Consider the following 21,484-nt stretch of genomic DNA (forward strand, 5'->3'; position numbering starts at 1 on the left):
GGGGTGCCTACATCCCGGATATGGACCAGCCAGACCTCACACTCAGCCCATCCGCTGCGGCGCGCGTCGCGGCGATTGCCGAAAAGCAGGGGAAGCCCGCGATCCTGCGCCTGTCGGTCGAAGGCGGCGGATGCTCCGGGTTTCAGTACAAGTTCGGCCTGGCCGATGCCCCGGATGCGGACGACCTGATTGCCGAGACCGATGGCGTGCGGCTGGTGGTGGATCCGGTCAGTCTGGATCTCGTCAACGGCTGCGTGGTCGATTTCGTCGACTCGCTCGGCGGCTCGGCCTTCCGGGTCGAGAATCCGAACGCGGCGGCCGGGTGCGGCTGCGGGACGAGCTTCTCGGTGTGAAGAAAGTCGCCTCGTTCAATATCAACGGCGTCAAGGCGCGCCTGCCCCGTCTGCTGGAATGGCTGGAGGAAACCCGGCCCGCGGTCGCCTGCCTGCAGGAGATCAAGTCTCAGGACGAAGGCTTCCCGATCGCGGAGTTCGAGAAGCTGGGCTACAAGGGCCTCTGGCACGGCCAGAAGAGCTTCAACGGCGTCGCCATCCTGGCCGATGGCGAACAGCCGGTGGAAGTGCAGCGCGGGCTTGATGGAGAGCCCGAGGACGATCACTCGCGCTATCTCGAAGCCGATGTCTTCGGGCTGCGCGTGGCCTGCATCTACCTGCCCAACGGCAATCCGGTGCCCGGCCCCAAGTTCGATTACAAGCTGCGCTGGATGAAGCGGCTGCGCGATCGCATGGCCGCGATCCGGGCGGAGGAAGTGCCCGCCATCGTCACCGGCGATTTCAACGTCATTCCCACCGATCAGGATGTCTGGTCGCCCCCCGCGATGGCCGCCGATGCGCTGATGCAGCCCGAATCCCGCGATGCCTACTTCCGTCTGCTGGGTGATGGCTGGACCGACGCGATCGCTACGCACAACCCGCGTGGCGGCATCTGGACTTATTGGGACTATCAGGCAGGCGCCTGGCAGCGCGATCACGGCTTTCGCATCGATCACGCCCTGCTCTCGCCCGAACTGGCGGACCGGCTTGCCGCCTGCGGCGTCGACAAGGCCCATCGCGGCCGGGAAAAGGCCAGCGATCACGCCCCCATCTGGGTCCAGCTCAAGGACTGAAGCGGCAGGCACGAAAAAGGGGCCGGGGACTGCGAGTCCCGGCCCCTTTTCTCAACGCCGCATCTTATCAGCGATAGAAGATGTGGTTGTCGATCCGGCCGACACGGGTCAGGTGCCAGTTCGGCGATACGCGCGCGGCGTGGAAGAAAAGCGCGCCCTTGGCCGGGCTCTTCCAGCTGCCGTTGCGCGCGATCTGGGCGATCGCCACGGCGCGGCGCCAGCCTTGCGAATGCTTGCGCACGGCAGGAATCGCGCGGCCACGCACGAACGAGAACTGCGAACGCTGGAGAACCACGCCGCAATAGCTGTCCGGAAAACGGTCCGAAGCGGCGCGGTTCACGATCACGCGGCCAACGGCAAGCTGGCCTTCCAGCGTTTCGCCGCGGGCTTCGAAATAGATCGCGCCCGCCAGGCAGCGCATCTGGCGGTCCAGCTTCTGCGGCATCGCCTGCTCCGTCACAAGCTGGGCCAGCGAAACAGCATCGGAAATCTCGGTACCGGCCTGTTCGGCAGGCACGCCATCCGTTTCAACGCCATCTTCAGAGGCGACGGCCTGAACCACAGGCTTGGAAACGAATGTCACGGCGGGTTTCTGTTCGGCCGGCGCGGGAACCATGTCCGATGCGGCCGCGCCCGAACCCTGGGCGCCAATTAAAGCGGCGAATGCCGTAGCGGCCAGCGCCATTGCGCTTGCCCACTGAACCTTCCTGCTCATTATGTCTTGGTCTAATGCGGTGAACCGTCCGTCACAGGCTGGAACGCGAAACCCCTGGGGGCATCATGATCACGTCCGGGCCTGCCGACAGCCCCCCGTCTGCGTGCTAGCCGGAAAACCGAAATGCTTCCCATGCCGCCTGCGCGTCTGCGAAGGCGCCCTTAGCTTGCAAATCATGCAAGTCAACTAGGAATCTTTAACAAGCCCGATGAACCGTTCGCCTTGTGCGACATCCAGCTCCACGATCCAGAGGTCTTGGTCCTGCCCGCTCCGGCGGCTCAAGTACTCCGAAAATTCGTTTTTATTTTCAGCATCTTGCTTCTTAACGCAACGCCACTGGCGGGTGCCATCCATCTCCGGCATGCGCTCATAAGCTCGTGAGTTTTCACCTTTTTCCGTGATCACCACCATGATCGTCCCGGCGTCGCGCTCGCCCTTGTTAACCACCAATGCAAACCCGCCGGCAATTTCCACCGCCCGGATCAGACCCGCGACTTCAAGATGGGCCGGCAGCCGCGCGTCCATGGTTCAGGCTGCATCCGCCGGTGCAGCATATCCGGGCAGACCCGAAAGAGCGATGCGCGAGCGCATGAACGTGCCGGTGCCGCGCCCGACCTCGTCGCCTTCCTCATCTACCAGCCGGGATTCGGCCACCAGTACCCGGCGGCGGCCGCTGACCCAGCGGCCTTCGGCCACGACCGTGCCGCCCTTGATCGGCTTGCTCAGGTGCAGGTTGAACGACGTAGTGAGCAGGAACCGGTCGGTCACCAGCGTATTGGCCGCATAGAACGCGGCATCATCCAGCATCTTGAAATAGATCGTCCCGTGCGCCGCCCCGGCCGCATGGAAACAGTCCGGCTCCACCACGAAAGTGATACGCGAAAGCCCTTCGCCCGGGATTTCCAGCGATGAACGGAATTTGTGATTGACCGGCGCGGAAGCATAGAGCCCTTCCAGCGCGCGCCAGTGCAAGCTGGCCCCGCCCTCCTCCGGCACGGCGCCCCGTGGCAGTTCAGGCGGCATCGCGATCGATGACGTTGCACAGCAGGCTATAGAGCGCCTCGGCCCCGGGCGCCGCCACCAGCGCCTCGTGCATGCGTTCGTCGCGCATCATGCGCGAAATCGCCGCGAGCGCGTGGAGATGCGTGGCCCCGGCCCCCTCTGGCGAAAGCAGGCCGAACACGAGATCGACCGGCATGCCATCGGCGGAATCGAATTCGACCGGCGATTCGAGACGTATGAAAGCGGCAACCGGACGGCCAAGACCGGAAATGCGGGCATGCGGAATCGCAATCCGGCGCCCGAAGCCGGTACTGCCAAGCTCTTCGCGCTCGGCAATGCGTTCCAGGACCTTATCGCGGTCCAGATCATAGACCTCGGAAAACAGCGTTGCGAGCTGCCCCAGAATGATGTCCTTGCTGTCCGCGTTCGCCGTGATCACGGCTTCGGGCAACAGTGTAAAAAGACCACTCATTTCGAATCTAATTCTAGGCTGAGACTGGTTTCCAATTGATGCATGCCCCCAACCCCCGGCAAAACCGGGGGTTTCTCTCTCCTTCCATTCAGAAGAATGTCATGCCGCCAAGGGCATCAGTGCGGCTCGACCCAGCCGATCGAACCGTCGCCGCGGCGGTAAACCATATTATGCCGCCCGGTGCCAGCGTTTTTGAAGAAAAGCGCGGTGGTATTGCGCAAGTCCAGCATCATCACGGCATCCGAAACCGTGGCCTCAGGCACGTCGACACGCGTTTCGGCAATGACGACCGGGGCATCGGTATCGATCTCGTCGGCATGCTCCGAAGGCGTCTCTTCGAAGATCGTGTAAGCGGCTTCCTCATAGGCGGAATCTTCCACCGCAAGGGCATGGGCCGTCTGCTCGTGACGGTCCTTGAGCCGCCGCTTGTAACGGCGCAGCTGCTTGTCGATCTTCTCGGCGGCCTGATCGAGCGCAAGATGCGCGTCCTGCGCCATGCCAGTGCCCTTGAGCACCAGATTCTGCATGACATGCATGATGATGTCGCAGCGGAAAGCCCCCGCGGGCGCGCGCCCGAACGTTACATGCGAGGACAGGGCCTTGCTGAAATACTTGTCTATGATCGCCGTCAGTCGCTCGCTGGCGTGGATCTTGAGGGCTTCACCAGTGTCGACCTGATGACCGGAGACGCGAATGTCCATGAGCGAATTCTCCTCGTACTAGTTATTCTGTATCACCCCAGAGCGGGGTATCGACCGACTTGAGGAACTCTGCATGAGCGACCCGTTCCTCTTCAGTGGGCGCGTGGGGACGCGCCTGACGGAAAATACGGTCCTTTTTGTTGAAGACTTTGATTTCCGTCACGATTTCGGTGTTTTCCGCAACCAGCTCCAAACCAATCTGGCGGCCGCCGCGCAATTCGACATAGACCTGCGCCAGCAGTTCGGAGTCAAGCAGGGCGCCGTGCTTGGTGCGGTGGCTGCGGTCGATGCCATAACGGCTGCACAAGGCATCGAGCGAAAGCTTGGCGCCGGGGTGGCGGACCTTGGCCAGCGCGACGGTATCGACCATGCGGTCGCGGCTGACTTCGGGCAGCCCGCACAGCCTCAGCTCGGCGTTGATGAAGTTGAAGTCGAATCCCGCGTTATGCGCCACCATCGGGCTGTCCTCGATGAAATCGAGAAACTCCTGCGCGCATTCGGAAAACAGCGGCTTATCGGCCAGGAAGGCATCGGACAATCCGTGCACTGCCTCGGCCTCGGCCGGCATGGAACGTTCGGGATTGAAATAGGCGTGATAGGTCCGGCCGGTCTCAACCCGGTTGACCATTTCGATGCAGCCGATTTCCACCATACGGTCCCCGTTCTTGGGGTCGAAACCGGTCGTTTCGGTATCGAATATGATCTCTCGCATCTCTACCCATATCTGCCTGCATCGCCCCCTGCGCAAGGGCCTGCGGGCGATTATTCTGCTCGTTCCAACGCCTTCACGATACCGGCCACCTGATGGCGGGTCTCTTCCAGCGATGCGCCGGTATCGATAACGAAATCGGCGCGTGCGCGCTTTTCCGCATCGGGCACCTGAAGTGCCAGAATCCGTTCGAATTTTTCCACCGTCATGCCGGGCCGGGCCAGCACGCGTTCGCGCTGGGCCTGTGCCGGAGCAGAAACCACCGCCACGGCATCCAGCCCTTCATGACCACCCTTTTCGTACAGCAGTGGGATGTCGAAAACGATGAGCGGCGCGTCCGCGTTTTCCCGCAGAAACGCACGCCGCATGTCCGCAACCGCCGGATGGACGATTCCCTCGAGTCGCGCGAGTTCCGCGGTATGGCCGAAAACTGCCGCGCCCAGTTTCTGCCGATCGACTCCCTCAGGCCCCGTGGTGCCGGGAAAAGCCGCTTCGATATCCGGGAGCAGAGCACCATCCGGCCCCTGCAATTCGTGTACGGCGGCATCGGCATCGAACACCGGCACGCCCAGATCGCGCAGCATGCCCGCCACCGTCGATTTGCCCATGCCGATCGAGCCGGTGAGGCCGACGATTTTCTGGCCGCTCATGACAGAATCAGCTCACGCAATGCCGCGTCATGTTCGCGCGGCGGGTTCCGGCCGAAGAAATGCGCGAAAGCCGCGTCGGCCTGCCCGATCAGCATCGACAGGCCATCGACCGCCGCGAACCCGGCTTCCCGCGCGGCCTGCAGGAACGCGGTATCAAGCGGGCTGGTGACAATGTCATAGACCACGCTGCCGGGCGGGGCATGGCTGAAATCGAACGCCAGTGGCGGCTGCCCGGTCATGCCAAGCGGGCTGGCATTGACGATCAGGTCGAAACAGCCCTCGCGATCGTCGAAGGCAAAATCGGTGGGATCGCTGAAATGGGCAAGATCGATGGCATGGTGATCGGTGCCGGGTGCCAGCTCGTCGAGCATCGCCCGCGCCTTGGCAGGATCGCGGCCCGCCAGCACGATCACGAACTTCTCCTGCGCCAGCGCCGCCACGATCGCGCGGGCCGCGCCGCCGGTTCCCAGCACCCGGGCCATGCGGAACAAGTGCGTCTTGCCCAGTTCGTCCCGCAGCGGTTCGAGGAATCCCGGCGCGTCGGTATTATAGCCGGTCAGCGTGCCATCGGCTTCGCGCACTACCGTATTCACGGCACCGATCCGCGCGGCCAGCGGATCGAGCCGGTCGAGCAGGGGAACGATCGCAAGCTTGTGCGGCATGGTGACATTGCACCCCCGCCAGTCCGGATCGGCGCGGCGCTCCGCCAGATAGGCATCCAGACCTTCCAGTGTGACCAGACAATGATCGTAGCGTCCGGCAAGGCCCAGCTTTTTCAGCCAGAAGCCATGAATCGCCGGACTCTTCGACTGCGCGATCGGATCGCCGATCACTTCGGCATATGGCGTGCTCACTGCGGCATCACTCCCATCTTGCGCAAAGCCGCCTGCACCATCAGCAACGGCATGCCAAGGATTGTGAAGTAATCACCCTCGATCCGCTCGAACAGTTGCACACCGCGCCCTTCGATGCGGAATACGCCCACACAGCCCGCAACTTCGGGCCATTCGGCTTCGAGATAGGCCTCGATGAAAGCTTCGGAAAGGGAGGCCACGTGCAACCGGGCCAGAGCCGGTTCGGCCCAGAGCACTTCGCCGTCGCGCACCAGCGCCGCCGCGCTGTGCAGTTCCATCACCTTGCCCGAAAAGAAGCGCAGATGTTCGGCCGCCTGATCGCGCGAGGCCGGCTTGTCGAACCGCCGCCCCCCGCACGAGACCAGCGAGTCACTGCCCAGCACGATCTCGCCCGGGGCGAAGACTGCCAGCGCCTTGGCCCTTGCCAGTTCGAGCGCGATGTCCTGCGGGGGCGCTTCACCCATTGCCCGTTCGATGGCGCGTTCATCGACATGAGCGGGTTGCGCGCGGAACGGAATGCCGGCGGCTTCCAGCATGGCCCGGCGCGATGCGCTTTGAGAAGCAAGAACGATCATGAATCCAAAGTCCGAAAGAAACGGGTCAGATCGGCTTAGGGCCGACTTGTCCCTGAACGCCCGCCGCCCGGCGTTCGTTGTAGAGGTTGATGACGGCTGCCGCGGTCTCCTCGATCGAGCGGCGTGTGACATCGATCACCGGCCAGGAATTGTCCGCGAACATGCGGCGGGCATATTTCAGCTCGCTTTCCACCTTTTCCGCCTGAACGTAGTCGGTGTCCGGCGACTGGCTGAGCGAGAGCAGCCGGTTACGGCGGACCTGGATCAGCCGCTCGGGCGCCGTCGTCAGTCCCACCACCATCGGCCGCTTCAACCCGTACAGCGCGGGCGGCGGCGGGCTTTCCACTACGATGGGAATATTGGCGACTTTATAGCCACGATTGGCAAGGTAGATGCTGGTGGGCGTCTTGCTGGTGCGCGAAACGCCGGCCAGCACGATATCGGCCTCTTCCCATTCCTCCCACGCAATCCCGTCATCATGGGCAATGGTGAACTGGATCGCATCGACGCGCGCGAAATAGGCATCGTCGAGCCGGTGCTGGCGGCCCGGGCGCCCCTTGGCTTCCTGCCCCAGCAGCGCTTCCAGCGCGTCGGTCACACCATCGAGCACGGCCAGCGCGGGCAAGCCCAGGGCCTGGCAGCGTTCCTCCAGCCGACCGCGCGTCTCCTCATTGACCAGTGTATAGAAGACGAGGCCGGGATTGGACGCGATTTCGCCCATGATCCGGTCAAGGTGCTGCTGCGAGCGCACCATCGGCCAGAAGTGGCGCAAAACGTCGGAATCATCGAACTGGGCAAGCGCCGCCTTGGCAATCATCTCCAGCGTTTCGCCGGTGGAATCCGAAAGGAGATGGAGATGAAATCGCGCCATAGAGTGGGATCGGGACCGCTTGTGGATATCTTGCGGCATAAACCACGGGAGTAATCCGGTGACAACCGGCGGGGGTGTTTTCCTGCCCGTTACCCGGATTCCACAGCCGGGATTATGGACAGCCCAAGAGCCCGTTCCACACCCTGTGGACAAGGTGGACAACCTTTCCTTGACCGCGCGGCTTCACAGAGTCGGTGTGCACACTTCACCCTGTTCATCGCGGGACAAATCGGGCAAGGCGCGCTCATCCCCGATATCCACAGGGCCAACAGACTCCATCAATCCTTTATAAAATTTCTATTATTTTTTTGATCGGACCGGAAACGCGATGCCAGGCCTCCTTCTGAACACGCTGCGTGGCGAAAATACGAGCAAGCGCCCGATCTGGCTCATGCGCCAGGCTGGACGCTATCTGCCGGAGTACCGGGCACTCAGAGCCGAGAAAGGCGGGTTCCTTGCGCTTGTCTACGATACGGACGCTGCTGCCGAGGTTACCTTGCAGCCAGTGCGCCGTTTCGGCTTCGACGGGGCCATCCTGTTTTCCGATATCCTGATCGTGCCTTATGCCATGGGGCAGGATCTGCAGTTCCTGGCGGGCGAGGGGCCGAAGCTCACGCCCAGACTGGTCGATCATGCGCTGGACGGGCTCGCTGCTGTGCCCGAACGGCTTTCTCCGATCTACGAAACCGTCCGGAAAGTGCGGGCTTCGCTGGCTGTGGATAAAACCATGCTCGGTTTCGCCGGGTCTCCGTGGACCGTTGCGACCTACATGGTGGCGGGCGAGGGCAGCCGCGATCAGCATGAGACCCGGGCCATGGCTTACCGCGATCCGCAGGCCTTCGGGGCCATCATCGAAAGCGTGGTTTCGGTCACTGTGGATTATCTCTCGGGCCAGATCGAGGCAGGGGCCGAAGCCGTGCAGCTTTTCGATTCCTGGGCCGGCAGCCTTGCTCCGGCGCAGTTCGAAAAGTGGGTGATCGCGCCCAATGCGGCGATCGTGTCCGCGCTGAAGGCGCGCCACCCGGATATCCCGGTGATCGGTTTCCCCAAGGGTTCGGGCGAGAAACTGGCGGCTTATGCCCGCGAAACGGGTGTGGATGCGGTGGGTGTGGACGAAACCGTCGATCCGTTCTGGGCGGCAGGGGCCTTGCCGGAAGGAATGCCGGTGCAGGGCAATCTCGATCCGCTGCTGCTGCTGTCGGGCGGAGATGATCTGGAGGAACAGGCACGGCGCGTGCTTGATGCCTTTGCCGGGCGTCCCCACGTGTTCAACCTGGGCCACGGCATCGGCCAGCACACGCCGATTGAAAATGTCGAGCGTCTTCTGGCAACGGTGCGGGGCTGGAACCGCTGAATCGAACCGAACATCGAACCAAACGTATCGAACGAAACAGGGACTGACCGGCGCCGGGGCAGGCGCTAACTGGGTGACCTCATGGAGCAGATCTTGCAGACGACCTATCTCTGGCTGAAGGCCGGGCACATCATCTTCGTGATCTTCTGGATGGCGGGCCTGTTCATGCTGCCGCGCTATTTCGTCTATCACCAGGAAGCCGAGCCCGGTTCGGCTGAGGAGGCGCGCTGGATCGATCGCGAGGCGAAGCTGCGCAGGATCATTCTTACCCCTTCGATGATCATGGTCTGGGTCTTCGGCGTAGCGCTGGCAACGGGCATGCACTTCTGGAGTGCGCCCTGGCTGCATGCCAAGCTGCTGTTCGTCCTCGGGCTGACCGGCTATCACGGCTGGCTGGTCGGCTACGGCAAGAAACTGGCCAAAGGCCAACGCCCTCTCACCGGCACGAAGCTGCGGATGCTCAACGAGATTCCCGGGCTTGCGGCCGCGGTGATCGTGGTTCTCGTCGTCGTCAAACCGTTCTGAGGCATTGCTTCGATGATGGCTCTTCTTGCTGCTGCTGCGCTTACTTCGGTGGATCCTGTTATGGAACAGGATCTTCGCTGCATCGGTGTGTTCGCCTTTGCGGCATCGCGCGGCGACAAGATGGGCCCGAGTGAGAAAGCGGGCGTTAGCGCGGGGATCATGTTCTACCTCGGCCGGATCGAAGGGCGGGACCCTGAATTCCCGTTGACGGAGAGTATGATCCGGATCGTGCATTCTCCAGGCTATCTGGAAAGTATGCCCTCCGAAGCCAAACGCTGCGATGCCGAACTCGCTGCCAGGAGCAGGACGCTCAACGATCTTGGCAGATCCATAGACAAGACGGAAAAGGACACCGGCGGGGATACGGGCGAGGACGGCGCATCCGGCACCCCGTGACTCGATCCGGCGCGCGTTGTGTGCGTTCCGGCAGATGATCCGTTGACCATGACGCGCTCAGCGCTTATTTGACGGGCGTTCCGGCAACGGGGCGCGAGCCCTTTCGCACACCCGGATCTGCTTTCCCCAAGCCCATCGATCCGCCGGCCGACACCACTTTTCCATTCGGAATCCAAAAAAATGCACCTGAAAGAACTCAAAAGAAAAAACGCGGCCGAACTGGTCGAAATGGCAGAGGAAATGGGCGTCGAGGGCGCCTCCACGATGCGCCGTCAGGATCTGATGTTCGGCATCCTCAAGGAAGTGGCCGAGGACGGTGAGGAAATCATCGGCCAGGGCACGATCGAGGTACTGCCCGACGGATTCGGTTTCCTGCGCAGCCCGGAGGCGAACTACCTCGCCGGGCCCGACGATATCTACGTCTCGCCCAACCAGGTCCGCAAATGGGGCCTGCGCACAGGCGACACGGTGGAGGGCGAAATCCGCGCGCCGAAGGACGGTGAGCGCTACTTTGCCATCACCAAGCTCATGAGCATCAATTTCGACGATCCCGACGTGGTCCGCCACCGCGTCAACTTCGACAACCTGACGCCGCTCTATCCCGATCAGCGCCTCAAGCTCGACAGCCTCGATCCCACGGTCAAGGACAAGTCGGCCCGCGTGATCGATCTCATCAGCCCGCAGGGCAAGGGCCAGCGCGCGCTGATCGTCGCGCCGCCGCGTACCGGTAAGACGGTGCTGCTGCAGAACATGGCCAAGGCCATTACCGACAATCATCCGGAAGTCTTCCTGCTGGTGCTGCTCGTCGACGAGCGCCCTGAGGAAGTCACCGATATGCAGCGTTCGGTGAAGGGCGAGGTCATCTCCTCGACGTTCGACGAACCGGCGCAGCGCCACGTTCAGGTCGCCGAAATGGTGATCGAGAAGGCCAAGCGTCTTGTCGAGCACAAGCGCGACGTGGTGATCCTGCTGGACTCGATCACGCGTCTCGGCCGTGCCTACAACACCGTGGTGCCCAGTTCGGGCAAGGTGCTGACCGGTGGTGTCGACGCCAACGCCCTGCAGCGCCCGAAGCGCTTCTTCGGCGCTGCGCGTAATATCGAGGAAGGCGGTTCGCTCTCGATCATTGCCACCGCGCTGATCGATACCGGCAGCCGCATGGACGAAGTGATCTTCGAAGAGTTCAAGGGCACCGGCAACTCGGAAATCGTGCTCGACCGCAAGGTGGCGGACAAGCGCATCTTCCCGGCGCTCGATGTCGGCAAGTCCGGCACCCGCAAGGAAGAGCTGCTGGTTCCCAAGGATCAGCTCTCCAAGATGTGGGTCCTGCGCCGTATCCTGATGCAGATGGGCACGGTCGATGCCATGGAATTCCTGCTCGACAAGATGAAGGATTCCAAGACCAACGAAGATTTCTTCGCGACGATGAACCAGTAAGCGGGGTATTTCGGTTTGATCACCCTTGGAATGCTAGCTGTCGCGGCCTCTCTGGGTGGTCCGGCCGAAATTCTTCAGCATATCGCCGCCGATTTCTCGAACATCACGCAGCCGGCGGCGCTGGCCGCTTTCGGGCAAGTGCTGATGATCGACCTGCTGCTCGCCGGGGACAATGCGATTGTCGTCGGCGCGCTGGCGGCGGGTCTGCCTGCGGCGGACCGCAAGAAGGTGATCCTGATCGGTATCGGCGCCGCGCTGGTGCTGCGTATCGTTTTTGCCCTCACGGTGACCTGGCTTCTGGGCATTGTCGGGCTGATTTTTGCGGGCGGGCTTCTGCTCTTGTGGGTGGCCTGGAAATTCTGGCGCGAACTGCATCATGGCGGTGAAAGCGCAGGATCGCCGGAGATCGAAGGCGACGAGGAAAGCGGCCTGCGCTCGGCGAAGAGCTTTGCAGGGGCCGCCTGGGCCGTCGCCGTCGCCGACGTGTCGATGAGTCTGGACAACGTGCTCGCCGTGGCCGGCGCCGCGCGGGAGCATCCCGGGATTCTGATCGTCGGTTTGCTGCTGTCGGTGGTGCTGATGGGCGTGGCGGCGAATTTTATCGCCAAATACATCGAGCGCTATCGCTGGATCGCCTATCTGGGCCTGGCGGTGATCCTCTATGTCGCGGTCAAGATGATCTACGAGGGTTGGATCGACCCGCAGCTTGGCCTTTCGACGCTATTTTGAGGTCTGAACGATAAGAAGGCCGGAGAGTTCGTGCTCTCCGGCCTTTCCCGTTACTTCACCGGTTGCAGCTTCGTGGTCTTCACGCGCTTGTCCGGCACGATCTTGGTGCGTTTTGGAATGACGCGCCGGGCGGGCCTGGGGCGTGCGGGAACGTCTTCGTAGACGTATTCCACCGTCTCCGTGCAATGGGGCTGGGCGGCCGGAACCATCATCACCGGGACCATCATGACGGGCTGGGCCATGCAGCAGCCCTGCGCGGGATAATAGCCCTGCGGATATCCGTAGCCTTGATAGCCATAGCCGCCGCCGTAACCAGGATACATGCCGCCATGAGTGTAGCGGGCATAGTAATCGTCGAGATAGGCTTCGCATTCGTCGCGGTTGCGGCCTGCGTCCTCCGCCTTGTCGATCGCTGCGCCGGCCACCGCGCCAACGGCAGCCCCGGCCAGGGTTCCCACTGTGCGGTGATGCTTGCCGGCAATGCGGTTGCCGGCGGCAGCACCCACCAGACCGCCAATGGCCGCGCCGCCCACGCCGGAATCGCGCTGCGCCACCCGGCCGCGGCAATCGGCGAGCCAGGCATCGCGGGCGGCCGGATCGAAGCCGCCGTAGCGGGGGCCACCGGGATAAGCGGGCGGAGCTGTGCGCGGATCGGGCAGCGGCGGACCGTCCTGCGCAAGCGCGGGACTGGCAAGGAGAGTCAGCGCTGCCACGGCAGCCGGGAAATAGAGACGCATCGGGAATTCCCTTTCGCGATAACCGGGCAGTTGTACCCGTTAGTTAACGTGAAATTTAACATTGGAACCCGCACAAAACCAAGCGTCTTGCCGTTTTGCCTGAACCCGTGTCCCGAATCGGCGCAGTTCCGTCAGATCGAAAGCGCGGCAACCTGCGCGACAAGCGCCATGCCCCTGGCGTCCTCATCGTCGAACCGGCCCGGGGTGGGGCTGTCGAGATCGATGACCGCGATTACCCGGCCTTCCACTACAACCGGCACGACCAGTTCCGAACGGCTGTCCGCATCGCAGGCGATATGGCCGGGAAAGGCATGGACATCGGGCACGGCCTGCGTGGTTCCCAGCGCGGCTGCGGTTCCGCATACGCCCACGCCGAAGGGAATACGGATGCAAGCGGGTTTGCCGATAAACGGGCCCAGCACCAGTTCGTCCCCGATCACGCGGTAGAATCCGGCCCAGTTGAGATCCGGCACGAATTGCCAGATCGCCGCGGCCAGGTTCGCCATGTTGGCCACCGGGTCGGGCTCACCTTCCACCAGTGCGTTCGCGGCGCGGGCAAGGGCGCTGTAGAGTTCGGGCTTTTCGAGGTCGTGTTGGGGGGCAAAGTCGTACATGGGCAGCGCGTTAGCGCAACTCGCGGTTGCCGCCTAGGCGCCGCGGGCCTATTCCGTGTCCATGCGTTCGATCCTCAAGAAGGCCGCCCTGGTCCTGCTCGTCCTTGTCCTTGCATTCGCAGGGGTAATTGCCTGGAGCCAGTATTCCAACAGTTCCGACCTGCCGAGCGATGCCACGGCGGGCAAGGACCCGAAACTGGTGGAGCCCGATCCGCAGTGGATTCCCAGCGTCAGGCTGGTGAAACCGGTGGGCTGGTCCAAGGGTGAAAAGCCCAAGGGGGCCGACGGGCTGGCCGTGACTCCCTTCGCCGAAGGTCTGGATCATCCGCGCACGATGCTGACCTTGCCCAATGGCGATGTCCTTGTGGCCGAAACCAATGCGCCCGCCGGAAACAAGCCTAAGGGCCTTACAGGCATGCTGATGGGCTGGGCGATGGATAAAGTGGGCGCAGGAGAGCCCTCGCCCGACAAGATCGTGCTGCTGCGCGATTCGAATGGAGACGGTACGGCGGACCAGAAGTTCGATTTCCGCACCAAGGACATGCACTCGCCTTCGGGCATGGCCTATCGTGACGGCACGCTCTACATCGCGAATGACAACGCCATTCTGGAATTTGCCTTCACGCCGGGCGCGCGGAAGCTGGAAGGTTCGCCCAAGAAGCTGATGGACCTGTGGCCTGGCGGCAATCACTGGATGCGCAACCTGCTGCTCAGCCAGGACGGCAAGCATCTCTACGTCGCGGTCGGTTCGGCCACCAACATTGCCGATAACGGCATGGCGGAAGAGGCCGGGCGCGCCTCGATCTGGGAAGTCGATACCGATACCGGCAAGCGCCGCCAGTTCGCTGCCGGGATGCGCAATCCCAATGGGCTCGACTGGAATCCGGAAACGGGGGAGATGTGGGCCACGGTGCAGGAGCGCGACATGCTCGGCCCGGACCTGGTGCCGGACTATTTCACCAATGTCCCGGTCGGCGTGCAGTACGGCTGGCCCTGGGTCTACTGGAAGAACACGTTCGATGACCGTGTCCAGTGGCCGATGCAGACCTACATGATCGAATATACCCGCAAGCCCGAATACGCGATGGGTGCGCATACCGCCGTGCTGGGCATGACCTTCGACAAGGGCGGCACACGGCTGGGCAAGGCCTTCCGGAACGGTGCGTTCATTGCCCGCCACGGATCATGGAACCGCCGCCCGCCGGTGGGCTATGACGTGGTCTTCGTGCCTTTCGATGCCAACGGCAATCCCAAGGACGTGAAGCCGCAGCCGGTACTGACCGGGTTCCTGATGGACGGCGGCAAGACTCATGGCCGGCCGACCTGGGTGGCCTGGGACAAGACGGGCGCGTTGCTGGTCAGCGACGATACCGCCGGGATCATCTGGCGTGTCGAAAAGCCCGGCGCTGAACCTTCGCCCGAAATCAAGCCGGTCGAGACCGAGCACATGAAGCCGCTCAAGGAACTCAAGGACCCGACCCTGCCCAATTCGGGCGGTGAACTGGAAGCGGGCTTCAAGGCCGGTCCCGATACGCTGCTGCCCTGAGGAAAAGGGCAGGGGCAGGCAGTCAGATGACCTTGCCTGCGCGCCCGGCCAATTCGTTGACATATTGCCACGCCACGCGTCCGGACCGGGCACCGCGGCGGCGGGACCATTCGAGGGCGTCGTTCTGTTCCCAGGTCAGGCCAAATTCGCGGGCATAGCCTTCGATAATGGCCAGATAGGCGTCCTGATCGCAGTTGTGGAATCCGATCGACAGGCCGAAGCGGTCGGCCAGCGCCAGGCGGTCGTCGACGACATCGCGCGGATTGATCGGATCATTCTGTTCGGACATCGAACGGGCCACGATCGCCCGGCGGTTGGATGTCACGGCCAGACGCACATTGGCGGGCCGCGCCTCGACGCCGCCTTCCAGCCAGGAGCGCAGCAGGCGCGGGCCAGAGCCGTCGTCTTCCTCGAAGCCGAGATCGTCGATAAAGACAAGGAAGCGGCGGTTTATTCCGCCGAGTGTCGCGAACAGCGCCGTCACTCCTGAAAGCGCTTCCTGCGCGACCTGAACAAGCGCAATGCCGCCGGGATGTGCCTGCTGCGCCGCGCGGATCGCTGCGCGCAGGACGGCGGACTTGCCCATGCCGCGCGATCCCCACAGGAGCATGTCATGCGCGGCATGGCCTGCGGCAAGGCGCTCGACATTGCTGACCACGCGCGCCTTCTGGGTATCGATCCCGCGCAGCAGATCGAGCGCCGGGGCATCGAGCCGTTCGACGGCCCGCGCCGCGCTGCCGGTCCAGACATAGGCCGGATGCGCCAGCCAGTCGCACGCAGGCGCGGGCGGCGGTGCAAGCCGGTCGAGCGCATCGGCGATGCGGGTGAGGAGCATGCTGTGATCAGGCTGGGAAGACATCGTTTGCGTGCTTTTCCTTGGCATTCGTCGCGCGCGGCTATAGCGGCGGGGCATGGATCACGCCAGCCGACCCGCCGTTTTGACCGCCGATGCGGCAGGAATCGCCGAGGCCGCGCGCCTGCTGCGCGAAGGCGGGCTTGTCGCGGTGCCGACCGAGACGGTCTATGGTCTGGCTGCCCGCGCCGACCGGGATGAATCGGTGGCGGCGATCTATGGCGCCAAGGGCCGGCCCAGCTTCAATCCGCTGATCGTGCATATCGCGGATGTGGCGGCCGCACGGGAGCTGGCGCTGTTCGATGAGCGGGCTTTGCAGATGGCCGATGCGTTCTGGCCCGGCGCGCTTACCATGGTCCTGCCGCTGCGCTCCGGCGCGCCGGTGGCAGCCGCGGTGACGGCCGGGTTGCCGACAATTGCACTGCGCTGTCCGGCCCATCCAGTGATGCGCGCGATCATTGCCGAAGCCGGACTGCCGCTTGCGGCCCCTTCGGCCAACCGCAGCGGGGGCGTCAGCCCGACCGGGGCTGCGCATGTGATCTCTTCTCTGGGCGGGCGGATCGATGCCGTGGTTGATGGCGGCTCGTGCGAGGCGGGATTGGAATCGACGATCATCGCCTTGCGCGAAGGCGGGCGCTGGCAGGTTCTGCGGCCCGGCCCGATACCCGAATCTGCGATTTGCGCCGTTCTTGGCACGCCGAGCGACGCCGTGACGTCACAGGCGATCGAGGCGCCGGGCCAGCTTGTCAGCCACTATGCGCCGGGAAAGCCGGTGCGGCTGAACGCCGCCACGGCGCAGGCGAACGAATTCCACATCGGTTTCGCGGAGGTGCCCGGCGATGTCACACTATCAGCATCGGGCGATCTGATCGAAGCGGCCGCCCGTCTTTATGCCTTGCTGCATCAGGGGGCGGAGTCCCCGAAATCGCGCATCGCCGTTGCCCCGGTACCATCCGAAGGTGTCGGCGAAGCGATCAACGACCGGCTGAAACGCGCGGCGGCCTGAGAGTCCGGTTCGAAAGCGCCTGTCTGGCGGCTTTCGAACCGGGGCTTTGATCAATAAGCTCCGTCGCCGCGCAAGTGCTGAATATCGGCACTGTCATCGCGCGCCTTGAGGCAGGCGCGGTCGTCACCATCATCGCACTGGCGCATGTGCTTGTTATAGCGGCGCTGGGCCTTGGCCAGTGCCTCATCGCGCTCGCGCATCTGGCGGCCGCGCTTTTCGTCGGCTTCGGACTGGCTGGTTGTCGCCATGTCTACGGCCTTGCCTGTCATGCGGACCGGCGCGGTGGCGAGCTTGGTGGCCGTGCCGATGCAGCCGGAAAGCAGCGGCAGCGCGGAGAGAGCGAGGGCGGAGAGGAGGGATGGTGATTTCATGACGCAGACACTCTCATAACCGTATTGAGGTACGATGAAGGAAGTGTTGGCCATAAACAAGAAGGCCGCCTCCTTGCGGAAGCGGCCTCCTGCACCATCGAATGTGCCCGTTCAGGCAGTTTCGGCGGTTTCGTAGTACTTGGGCGCGTACTCGTTGAGGATCGCGAGGATCTTCTGGAGCGCGGCGGGCTCGTCGGTCTTTTCCATGGCCGCGAGTTCGCGGGCCAGACGCGAAGAAGCCGCTTCGAAGATTTGCCGTTCGGAATAGCTCTGTTCCGGCTGATCGTCGGCGCGGAACAAGTCCCGGGTCACTTCGGCGATCGAAACGAGATCGCCCGAATTGATCTTGGCTTCGTATTCCTGGGCGCGGCGCGACCACATGGTGCGCTTCACCTTGGGCTTGCCCTTGAGGGTATCGAGCGCTTCGCGCAGGGTCTTGTCCGAAGACAGCTTGCGCATACCGATCGATTCAACCTTGTTCATCGGAACACGGAGCGTCATACGCTCTTTCTCGAAACGCAGAACGTACAGTTCGAGCTGCATCCCGGCAATTTCCTGCTTCTGCAACTCGATCACACGGCCTACACCGTGCTTGGGGTAAACGACATAATCTCCAACATCGAAGGCATCGGCCTTGGTTGCCATGAATCGTCCTTTCAGCTGCAGGGGCGGAGCAATATCTGCGGAAGGGTGTTCCGGGGGCGTGCGACCCGGAGGCATGAAACCTCCGCCGCCCGGTCAGATCACTCTCCCAACCGCTTGCTTTCGAACCCTGCCTCGCAATGAAAACGCCTGCCAAGCGAGCAGAGCGCTCGGGCAGTTGGCCTATTATATAGCACCGATGTGACAAAATTACCAGAGGCGAGAAAACGTTTCCGTTTTGCCCGCCTCAAGGCATACCGGAATGGGACACTCCGGTATTTCACAATGTTGGCAGGCCAGGCCGGTAATGCGGGAAACTAACGCAAAACGCGTGATAATTTCCGGTTTCCAGCCTTTCGCTTGGCCTGGTCAGTCGCCTTCGCCGGGCTCGGCCGAGAAGTACTTTTCGAACTTGCCTTCCTCGTCCTTCATATCGTCGGCGTCTTCCGGCGCGTCCTTCTTCGAGGTGAGGTTGGGCCATTCGGCCGAGTACTTGGCATTGAGTTCCAGCCACTGCTCAAGACCGCTTTCGGTATCGGGCAGAATCGCTTCGGCCGGGCATTCGGGCTCGCACACGCCGCAGTCGATGCATTCGTTCGGATTGATCACGAGCATGTTTTCACCCTCGTAGAAGCAGTCAACGGGGCAGACCTCTACACAGTCGGTGAATTTGCACCGGATGCAGGCGTCGGTGACGACATAGGTCATTGCTGTGAGTTCCTTCTCTCAGGCATCGTTACGGATTGCCGCTGCTATGGGATCAACGGGGTTGCCGTCAAGCACTCTGTAGCAGGCTTGTGCTTCCGGGGCCGGGCCGCGCCGCACGGGCAATTCCAGGATTTCGATTACCCGTATCCCGGCGCCGGACGGCACTGTCAGCACGTCTCCCATGGAAATCCGTTGGTGGGCGCGGTCGATGCGCCGCCCGTTGAGGCGCATATGCCCCTCTTCCGCTATCGCCTGTGCGGCGGCGCGGGTCTTGGCCAGCCGCAGGTACCATAGCAGCTTGTCGACCCGCATCAGCGGACCATACCGGCCAGTGCCGCGAAGGCGCTGTTTTCGGGTACAGGGGTGCTGCGTTCCGGCCGGGTGTCGCGCCGGGGCGGACGCCAGCGCCAGCGGATCGGTGCGGGCGGGCCATGCGCATCTTCGGCCAGCGGGCGCGGCATGACGGGCTGGAACCCGGCCAGACGCAGAAGCCGTGCATAGCTGGCGGTGGTCAGCCCCATCGAAACCGCGCGTGCGGGATCGAGTTTGAAATCGCGCGCCCTGGTTTCCTTGCGGCTGCCCTCGCCACTGGCGCCGCGGGCCTCGTGCGCTTCGCGCAAGAGCTTTTCCGCCATGTCGAGGCGCACGAGTTGCTTGCCGAGGTTGCGATAACCGGGAACGCGGCCGTGCCGGGTTGCGGGGAGGGCAGGCGGCATGCCGGTTTCCGGCAGCCCGCCGGGCGCTTGTTTGCCCGCAACTTTGGCAAGCTGGCGCCACAGTGCGATTGGTCCCGGGCGCAGCATGGCGGGCACGAACAAGTCGAGCGCACCCACCCGCACGCCGAGCCGGGCGAGCATGGTGCGGCGCTGTTTGTCGAGCCGGTCGACGCCCGATTGCTCGCGCGCGGTCATGCCGCCGCGCTCCACCAGCGTGATCAGCAGTGCGCGCAAGTCTGGCCCGGCATCCTCGGCGCGGCTGGCTTCATCGAGCTTGCGCAAGGGATCGAGCGGGGCAAGGGCCTTCTCCAGCCAGGCTTCCAGCGCCGCGACAAGGGCCTTGCGCGAAGGGCCGGGAATGGCATCGAGCGTGCGGTCGGGCACCAGTTGCGGCGCCAGCAGCGAACGGCCGCCTTCCAGCATGGCAATGCGCTCGCCATCCCAGGTCAGCACGCCGTCTTCCATGGTGATTTCGGCGGAGCCTGCGTGAATGGCATCGGCCAGCGTGCCGGCACGGGTCTGCAGCAGCGCGGCAAGGTGCTTTTCGGCGGCGGCCAGCAGCAGCTTGCGGTCCGACAGCCGGGCGCCGGGATCGACCTTGAAGGCAAACCCGCGCAGGCTGCCGATGTGCTCGCCCTCGACCAGGACTTCCTCGTCCTCAAGCCGGACGGAGAGCAGGCCTGAATCGGGTCCCAGTTTCTTCATGAGTACGGCGGTCCTGCGATTGATGAAACGTTCGGTCAGTTTGCCGTGAAGCGCATCGGAAAGCCGGGCCTCCACGGCGCGGGCCCGCGCCGCCATTTCGTCCCGCGCGAGCACCCAGTCCGGGCGCTGGGCGATATAGGCCCAGGAACGGATCGCGGCAATCCGGCCCTGCAGCGTGTCGATATCGCCCCCGGTGCGGTCAAGCTGGGCGATCTGCGCGGCCACGAAATCCGCGCCCAGCTCGCCTGTGCGCAGATCCTGCCAGAGTCGGGCGACAAAGCGCGAATGGGTCTCCACGCCCTGATGGCGGAAATCGGGAAGGCGGCAGACGTCCCAGAACCGTTCGACCTGCCCGGCGCCGCGCACGGTCTCGGCGACGGCCTGTTCCTCGGAAAGGCGCTTGAGCACGGCAAGATCGATGGCCTGGGGTGCCGGGACCAGTTCGGGGCGGAACGGCGGGGTTTCGAGATTGGCAATGAGGGTTTCGAGGTTGTCGAAACGCGGCTCCGGTTCGCGCCAGAACAGCTTGGTGAGTGGCGGGAAGCGGTGTTCTTCGATTGCGTAGACTTCTTCCGCCTCGAATTCGGAATCGTGCCCGCCGGAGCCGGTGAGCGTGCCGAATGTTCCATCTTTCTGGTGACGGCCTGCGCGTCCGGCGATCTGCGCCATTTCCGATGTCGTCAGCCGCCGGTGGCGCTGCCCGTCGAACTTGGAAAGGCCCGCGAAAGCGACATGTTCGACATCGAGATTGAGCCCCATGCCGATCGCATCGGTAGCCACCAGGTAGTCCACCTCGCCCGACTGGTAGAGCGCGACCTGGGCATTGCGCGTCTGCGGGCTCAATGCCCCCATCACTACCGCCGCGCCGCCGCGGAAGCGCCGCAGCATTTCGGCAATGGCATAGACCTGTTCGGAGGAGAACGCGACGATGGCGCTGCGCGGGGGAATGCGGCTGAGCTTCTTGGCTCCGGCATGAGTCAGCGTGGAAAAGCGCGGCCGCGTGACGATCTCGGCCTCGGGCACCAGTGCTTTTACCATCGGTTCCAGCGTGGAGGAGCCGAGGATCATCGTCTCCTCGCGCCCGCGGGCATGCAGGAGCCGGTCGGTGAAGACGTGCCCGCGTTCGCGGTCGGCGGCAAGCTGGGCCTCGTCGATGGCAACGAAGGCCATCGAGCGGTCCATCACCGGCATGGCCTCGGCCGTGCATAGAAGATAGCGCGCGTTCTTGGGTTCGATGCGCTCTTCGCCGGTGATCAGCGCGACGCTGCCTTCGCCCTTGATGTGGCAGACACGGTCATAGACCTCGCGCGCCAGCAGCCGCAGGGGAAAGCCGATCATGCCGCTCGAATGCGCGCAGAGCCGTTCTATGGCGAGGTGCGTCTTGCCGGTATTGGTCGGCCCGAGCACAGCCTTGACCCTGCCGGGAGCGTCATGCCGCGATGAGACGTGCAGGGCGGGAACCATCACGGG

At 63.5% G+C, this 21,484-nt stretch carries 27 protein-coding genes; 9 read left to right on the top strand and 18 right to left on the bottom strand.

The genetic code is table 11. The annotated features are described in order from the left end of the window. Window positions 1–20: 20 nt before the first annotated feature. Both MTR66_RS11880 and xth read left to right on the top strand, forming a co-directional pair. Window positions 21–353, top strand: coding sequence for a HesB/IscA family protein (locus tag MTR66_RS11880; protein WP_243921246.1), 333 nt, complete (start codon window positions 21–23; stop codon window positions 351–353). Continuing rightward, complete coding sequence (gene xth, locus MTR66_RS11885; RefSeq protein ID WP_243921248.1) at window positions 350–1,126, top strand: exodeoxyribonuclease III; 777 nt, start codon at window positions 350–352, stop codon at window positions 1,124–1,126. Before MTR66_RS11880 ends, xth begins: the two co-directional genes overlap by 4 nt. A gap of 67 nt (window positions 1,127–1,193) precedes the next feature. On the opposite strand, the gene MTR66_RS11890 is transcribed toward xth, so the two are convergent. The 10 genes from MTR66_RS11890 to MTR66_RS11935 all read right to left on the bottom strand — a co-directional run bounded on the left by MTR66_RS11890 (window position 1,194) and on the right by MTR66_RS11935 (window position 7,675). After that, on the bottom strand, window positions 1,194–1,841 hold the full coding sequence (locus tag MTR66_RS11890; protein ID WP_243921250.1) for a cell wall hydrolase: 648 nt from the start codon (window positions 1,839–1,841) through the stop codon (window positions 1,194–1,196). 186 nt (window positions 1,842–2,027) lie between these two features. After that, window positions 2,028–2,366 carry a DUF1491 family protein gene (locus MTR66_RS11895; RefSeq protein ID WP_243921252.1) on the bottom strand — a complete coding sequence of 113 codons (339 nt, stop codon included), beginning with the start codon at window positions 2,364–2,366 and terminating at the stop codon, window positions 2,028–2,030. 3 nt (window positions 2,367–2,369) lie between these two features. Further along, window positions 2,370–2,864: a PaaI family thioesterase gene (locus MTR66_RS11900; protein ID WP_243921254.1), complete on the bottom strand. Its 495-nt coding sequence runs from the start codon at window positions 2,862–2,864 to the stop codon at window positions 2,370–2,372. Then, window positions 2,854–3,315, bottom strand: coding sequence for a PTS sugar transporter subunit IIA (locus tag MTR66_RS11905; RefSeq protein ID WP_243921256.1), 462 nt, complete (start codon window positions 3,313–3,315; stop codon window positions 2,854–2,856). The genes MTR66_RS11900 and MTR66_RS11905 overlap by 11 nt, the downstream gene beginning before the upstream one ends. A gap of 116 nt (window positions 3,316–3,431) precedes the next feature. After that, on the bottom strand, window positions 3,432–4,016 hold the full coding sequence (hpf, locus tag MTR66_RS11910) for a ribosome hibernation-promoting factor, HPF/YfiA family (RefSeq protein ID WP_243921258.1): 585 nt from the start codon (window positions 4,014–4,016) through the stop codon (window positions 3,432–3,434). A 22-nt stretch (window positions 4,017–4,038) separates the two neighbouring features. Then, window positions 4,039–4,728, bottom strand: coding sequence for a DNA polymerase III subunit epsilon (gene dnaQ / locus MTR66_RS11915; RefSeq protein WP_243921260.1), 690 nt, complete (start codon window positions 4,726–4,728; stop codon window positions 4,039–4,041). A 50-nt stretch (window positions 4,729–4,778) separates the two neighbouring features. Then, window positions 4,779–5,375 (bottom strand): dephospho-CoA kinase, encoded by a 597-nt coding sequence (gene coaE, locus MTR66_RS11920; protein WP_243921262.1) that lies wholly within the window; start codon window positions 5,373–5,375, stop codon window positions 4,779–4,781. Continuing rightward, window positions 5,372–6,229, bottom strand: coding sequence for a shikimate dehydrogenase family protein (locus tag MTR66_RS11925; RefSeq protein ID WP_243921264.1), 858 nt, complete (start codon window positions 6,227–6,229; stop codon window positions 5,372–5,374). Before MTR66_RS11925 ends, coaE begins: the two co-directional genes overlap by 4 nt. Then, on the bottom strand, window positions 6,226–6,804 hold the full coding sequence (locus MTR66_RS11930; protein ID WP_243921266.1) for a Maf family protein: 579 nt from the start codon (window positions 6,802–6,804) through the stop codon (window positions 6,226–6,228). The genes MTR66_RS11925 and MTR66_RS11930 overlap by 4 nt, the downstream gene beginning before the upstream one ends. Window positions 6,805–6,829: 25 nt before the next feature. Further along, window positions 6,830–7,675, bottom strand: coding sequence for a pyruvate, water dikinase regulatory protein (locus tag MTR66_RS11935; protein WP_243921269.1), 846 nt, complete (start codon window positions 7,673–7,675; stop codon window positions 6,830–6,832). Between the two features lie 328 nt (window positions 7,676–8,003). Between MTR66_RS11935 and hemE the strand changes: the two genes are divergently transcribed. From hemE to MTR66_RS11960, 5 genes are all read left to right on the top strand, one after another. Beyond that, on the top strand, window positions 8,004–9,029 hold the full coding sequence (hemE, locus tag MTR66_RS11940; RefSeq protein WP_243921270.1) for a uroporphyrinogen decarboxylase: 1,026 nt from the start codon (window positions 8,004–8,006) through the stop codon (window positions 9,027–9,029). Window positions 9,030–9,110: 81 nt separating this feature from the next. Continuing rightward, window positions 9,111–9,554 carry a CopD family protein gene (locus tag MTR66_RS11945; RefSeq protein ID WP_243921272.1) on the top strand — a complete coding sequence of 148 codons (444 nt, stop codon included), beginning with the start codon at window positions 9,111–9,113 and terminating at the stop codon, window positions 9,552–9,554. Window positions 9,555–9,614: 60 nt separating this feature from the next. Continuing rightward, the gene (locus MTR66_RS11950) at window positions 9,615–9,950 is read left to right on the top strand and encodes a hypothetical protein (RefSeq protein ID WP_243921274.1); all 336 of its coding nucleotides are present in this window, start codon (window positions 9,615–9,617) and stop codon (window positions 9,948–9,950) included. A gap of 180 nt (window positions 9,951–10,130) precedes the next feature. Then, complete coding sequence (gene rho / locus MTR66_RS11955; RefSeq protein WP_243921276.1) at window positions 10,131–11,387, top strand: transcription termination factor Rho; 1,257 nt, start codon at window positions 10,131–10,133, stop codon at window positions 11,385–11,387. A gap of 30 nt (window positions 11,388–11,417) precedes the next feature. Next, window positions 11,418–12,116, top strand: a complete 699-nt coding sequence (locus MTR66_RS11960) for a YjbE family putative metal transport protein (protein ID WP_243921278.1) — start codon at window positions 11,418–11,420, stop codon at window positions 12,114–12,116. Window positions 12,117–12,166: 50 nt separating this feature from the next. On the opposite strand, the gene MTR66_RS11965 is transcribed toward MTR66_RS11960, so the two are convergent. Continuing rightward, window positions 12,167–12,853, bottom strand: a complete 687-nt coding sequence (locus MTR66_RS11965; RefSeq protein ID WP_243921280.1) for a glycine zipper 2TM domain-containing protein — start codon at window positions 12,851–12,853, stop codon at window positions 12,167–12,169. A gap of 131 nt (window positions 12,854–12,984) precedes the next feature. After that, entirely contained in the window at window positions 12,985–13,467 is a 483-nt protein-coding gene (locus MTR66_RS11970; protein ID WP_243921282.1) for a GAF domain-containing protein, read from the bottom strand. 61 nt (window positions 13,468–13,528) lie between these two features. On the opposite strand from MTR66_RS11970, the gene MTR66_RS11975 reads away from it, so the two are divergent. Next, window positions 13,529–15,013: a PQQ-dependent sugar dehydrogenase gene (locus MTR66_RS11975; protein WP_243921284.1), complete on the top strand. Its 1,485-nt coding sequence runs from the start codon at window positions 13,529–13,531 to the stop codon at window positions 15,011–15,013. A gap of 22 nt (window positions 15,014–15,035) precedes the next feature. Here the strand turns inward: MTR66_RS11975 and MTR66_RS11980 are convergent, their stop codons facing one another. Further along, entirely contained in the window at window positions 15,036–15,872 is an 837-nt protein-coding gene (locus MTR66_RS11980; protein ID WP_243921286.1) for a DUF815 domain-containing protein, read from the bottom strand. A gap of 52 nt (window positions 15,873–15,924) precedes the next feature. On the opposite strand from MTR66_RS11980, the gene MTR66_RS11985 reads away from it, so the two are divergent. After that, window positions 15,925–16,872: an L-threonylcarbamoyladenylate synthase gene (locus MTR66_RS11985; RefSeq protein WP_243921288.1), complete on the top strand. Its 948-nt coding sequence runs from the start codon at window positions 15,925–15,927 to the stop codon at window positions 16,870–16,872. A gap of 50 nt (window positions 16,873–16,922) precedes the next feature. Here MTR66_RS11985 and MTR66_RS11990 read toward each other — a convergent pair whose 3' ends face one another. The 5 genes from MTR66_RS11990 to MTR66_RS12010 form a co-directional block, all read right to left on the bottom strand. Continuing rightward, on the bottom strand, window positions 16,923–17,243 hold the full coding sequence (locus tag MTR66_RS11990) for a hypothetical protein (protein WP_243921290.1): 321 nt from the start codon (window positions 17,241–17,243) through the stop codon (window positions 16,923–16,925). Between the two features lie 111 nt (window positions 17,244–17,354). Next, window positions 17,355–17,888, bottom strand: coding sequence for a CarD family transcriptional regulator (locus MTR66_RS11995; RefSeq protein ID WP_067735311.1), 534 nt, complete (start codon window positions 17,886–17,888; stop codon window positions 17,355–17,357). A 366-nt stretch (window positions 17,889–18,254) separates the two neighbouring features. Beyond that, the gene (gene fdxA / locus MTR66_RS12000; protein ID WP_243921293.1) at window positions 18,255–18,593 is read right to left on the bottom strand and encodes a ferredoxin FdxA; all 339 of its coding nucleotides are present in this window, start codon (window positions 18,591–18,593) and stop codon (window positions 18,255–18,257) included. 18 nt (window positions 18,594–18,611) lie between these two features. Continuing rightward, window positions 18,612–18,905 carry an RNA-binding S4 domain-containing protein gene (locus MTR66_RS12005; RefSeq protein ID WP_243921295.1) on the bottom strand — a complete coding sequence of 98 codons (294 nt, stop codon included), beginning with the start codon at window positions 18,903–18,905 and terminating at the stop codon, window positions 18,612–18,614. Beyond that, window positions 18,905–21,478: a helicase-related protein gene (locus MTR66_RS12010; protein ID WP_243921408.1), complete on the bottom strand. Its 2,574-nt coding sequence runs from the start codon at window positions 21,476–21,478 to the stop codon at window positions 18,905–18,907. The genes MTR66_RS12005 and MTR66_RS12010 overlap by 1 nt, the downstream gene beginning before the upstream one ends. Window positions 21,479–21,484: the final 6 nt, after the last annotated feature.

The sequence above is a fragment of the Novosphingobium beihaiense genome, from assembly GCF_022832375.1.
In the GTDB taxonomy this organism is placed as follows: domain Bacteria; phylum Pseudomonadota; class Alphaproteobacteria; order Sphingomonadales; family Sphingomonadaceae; genus Novosphingobium; species Novosphingobium beihaiensis.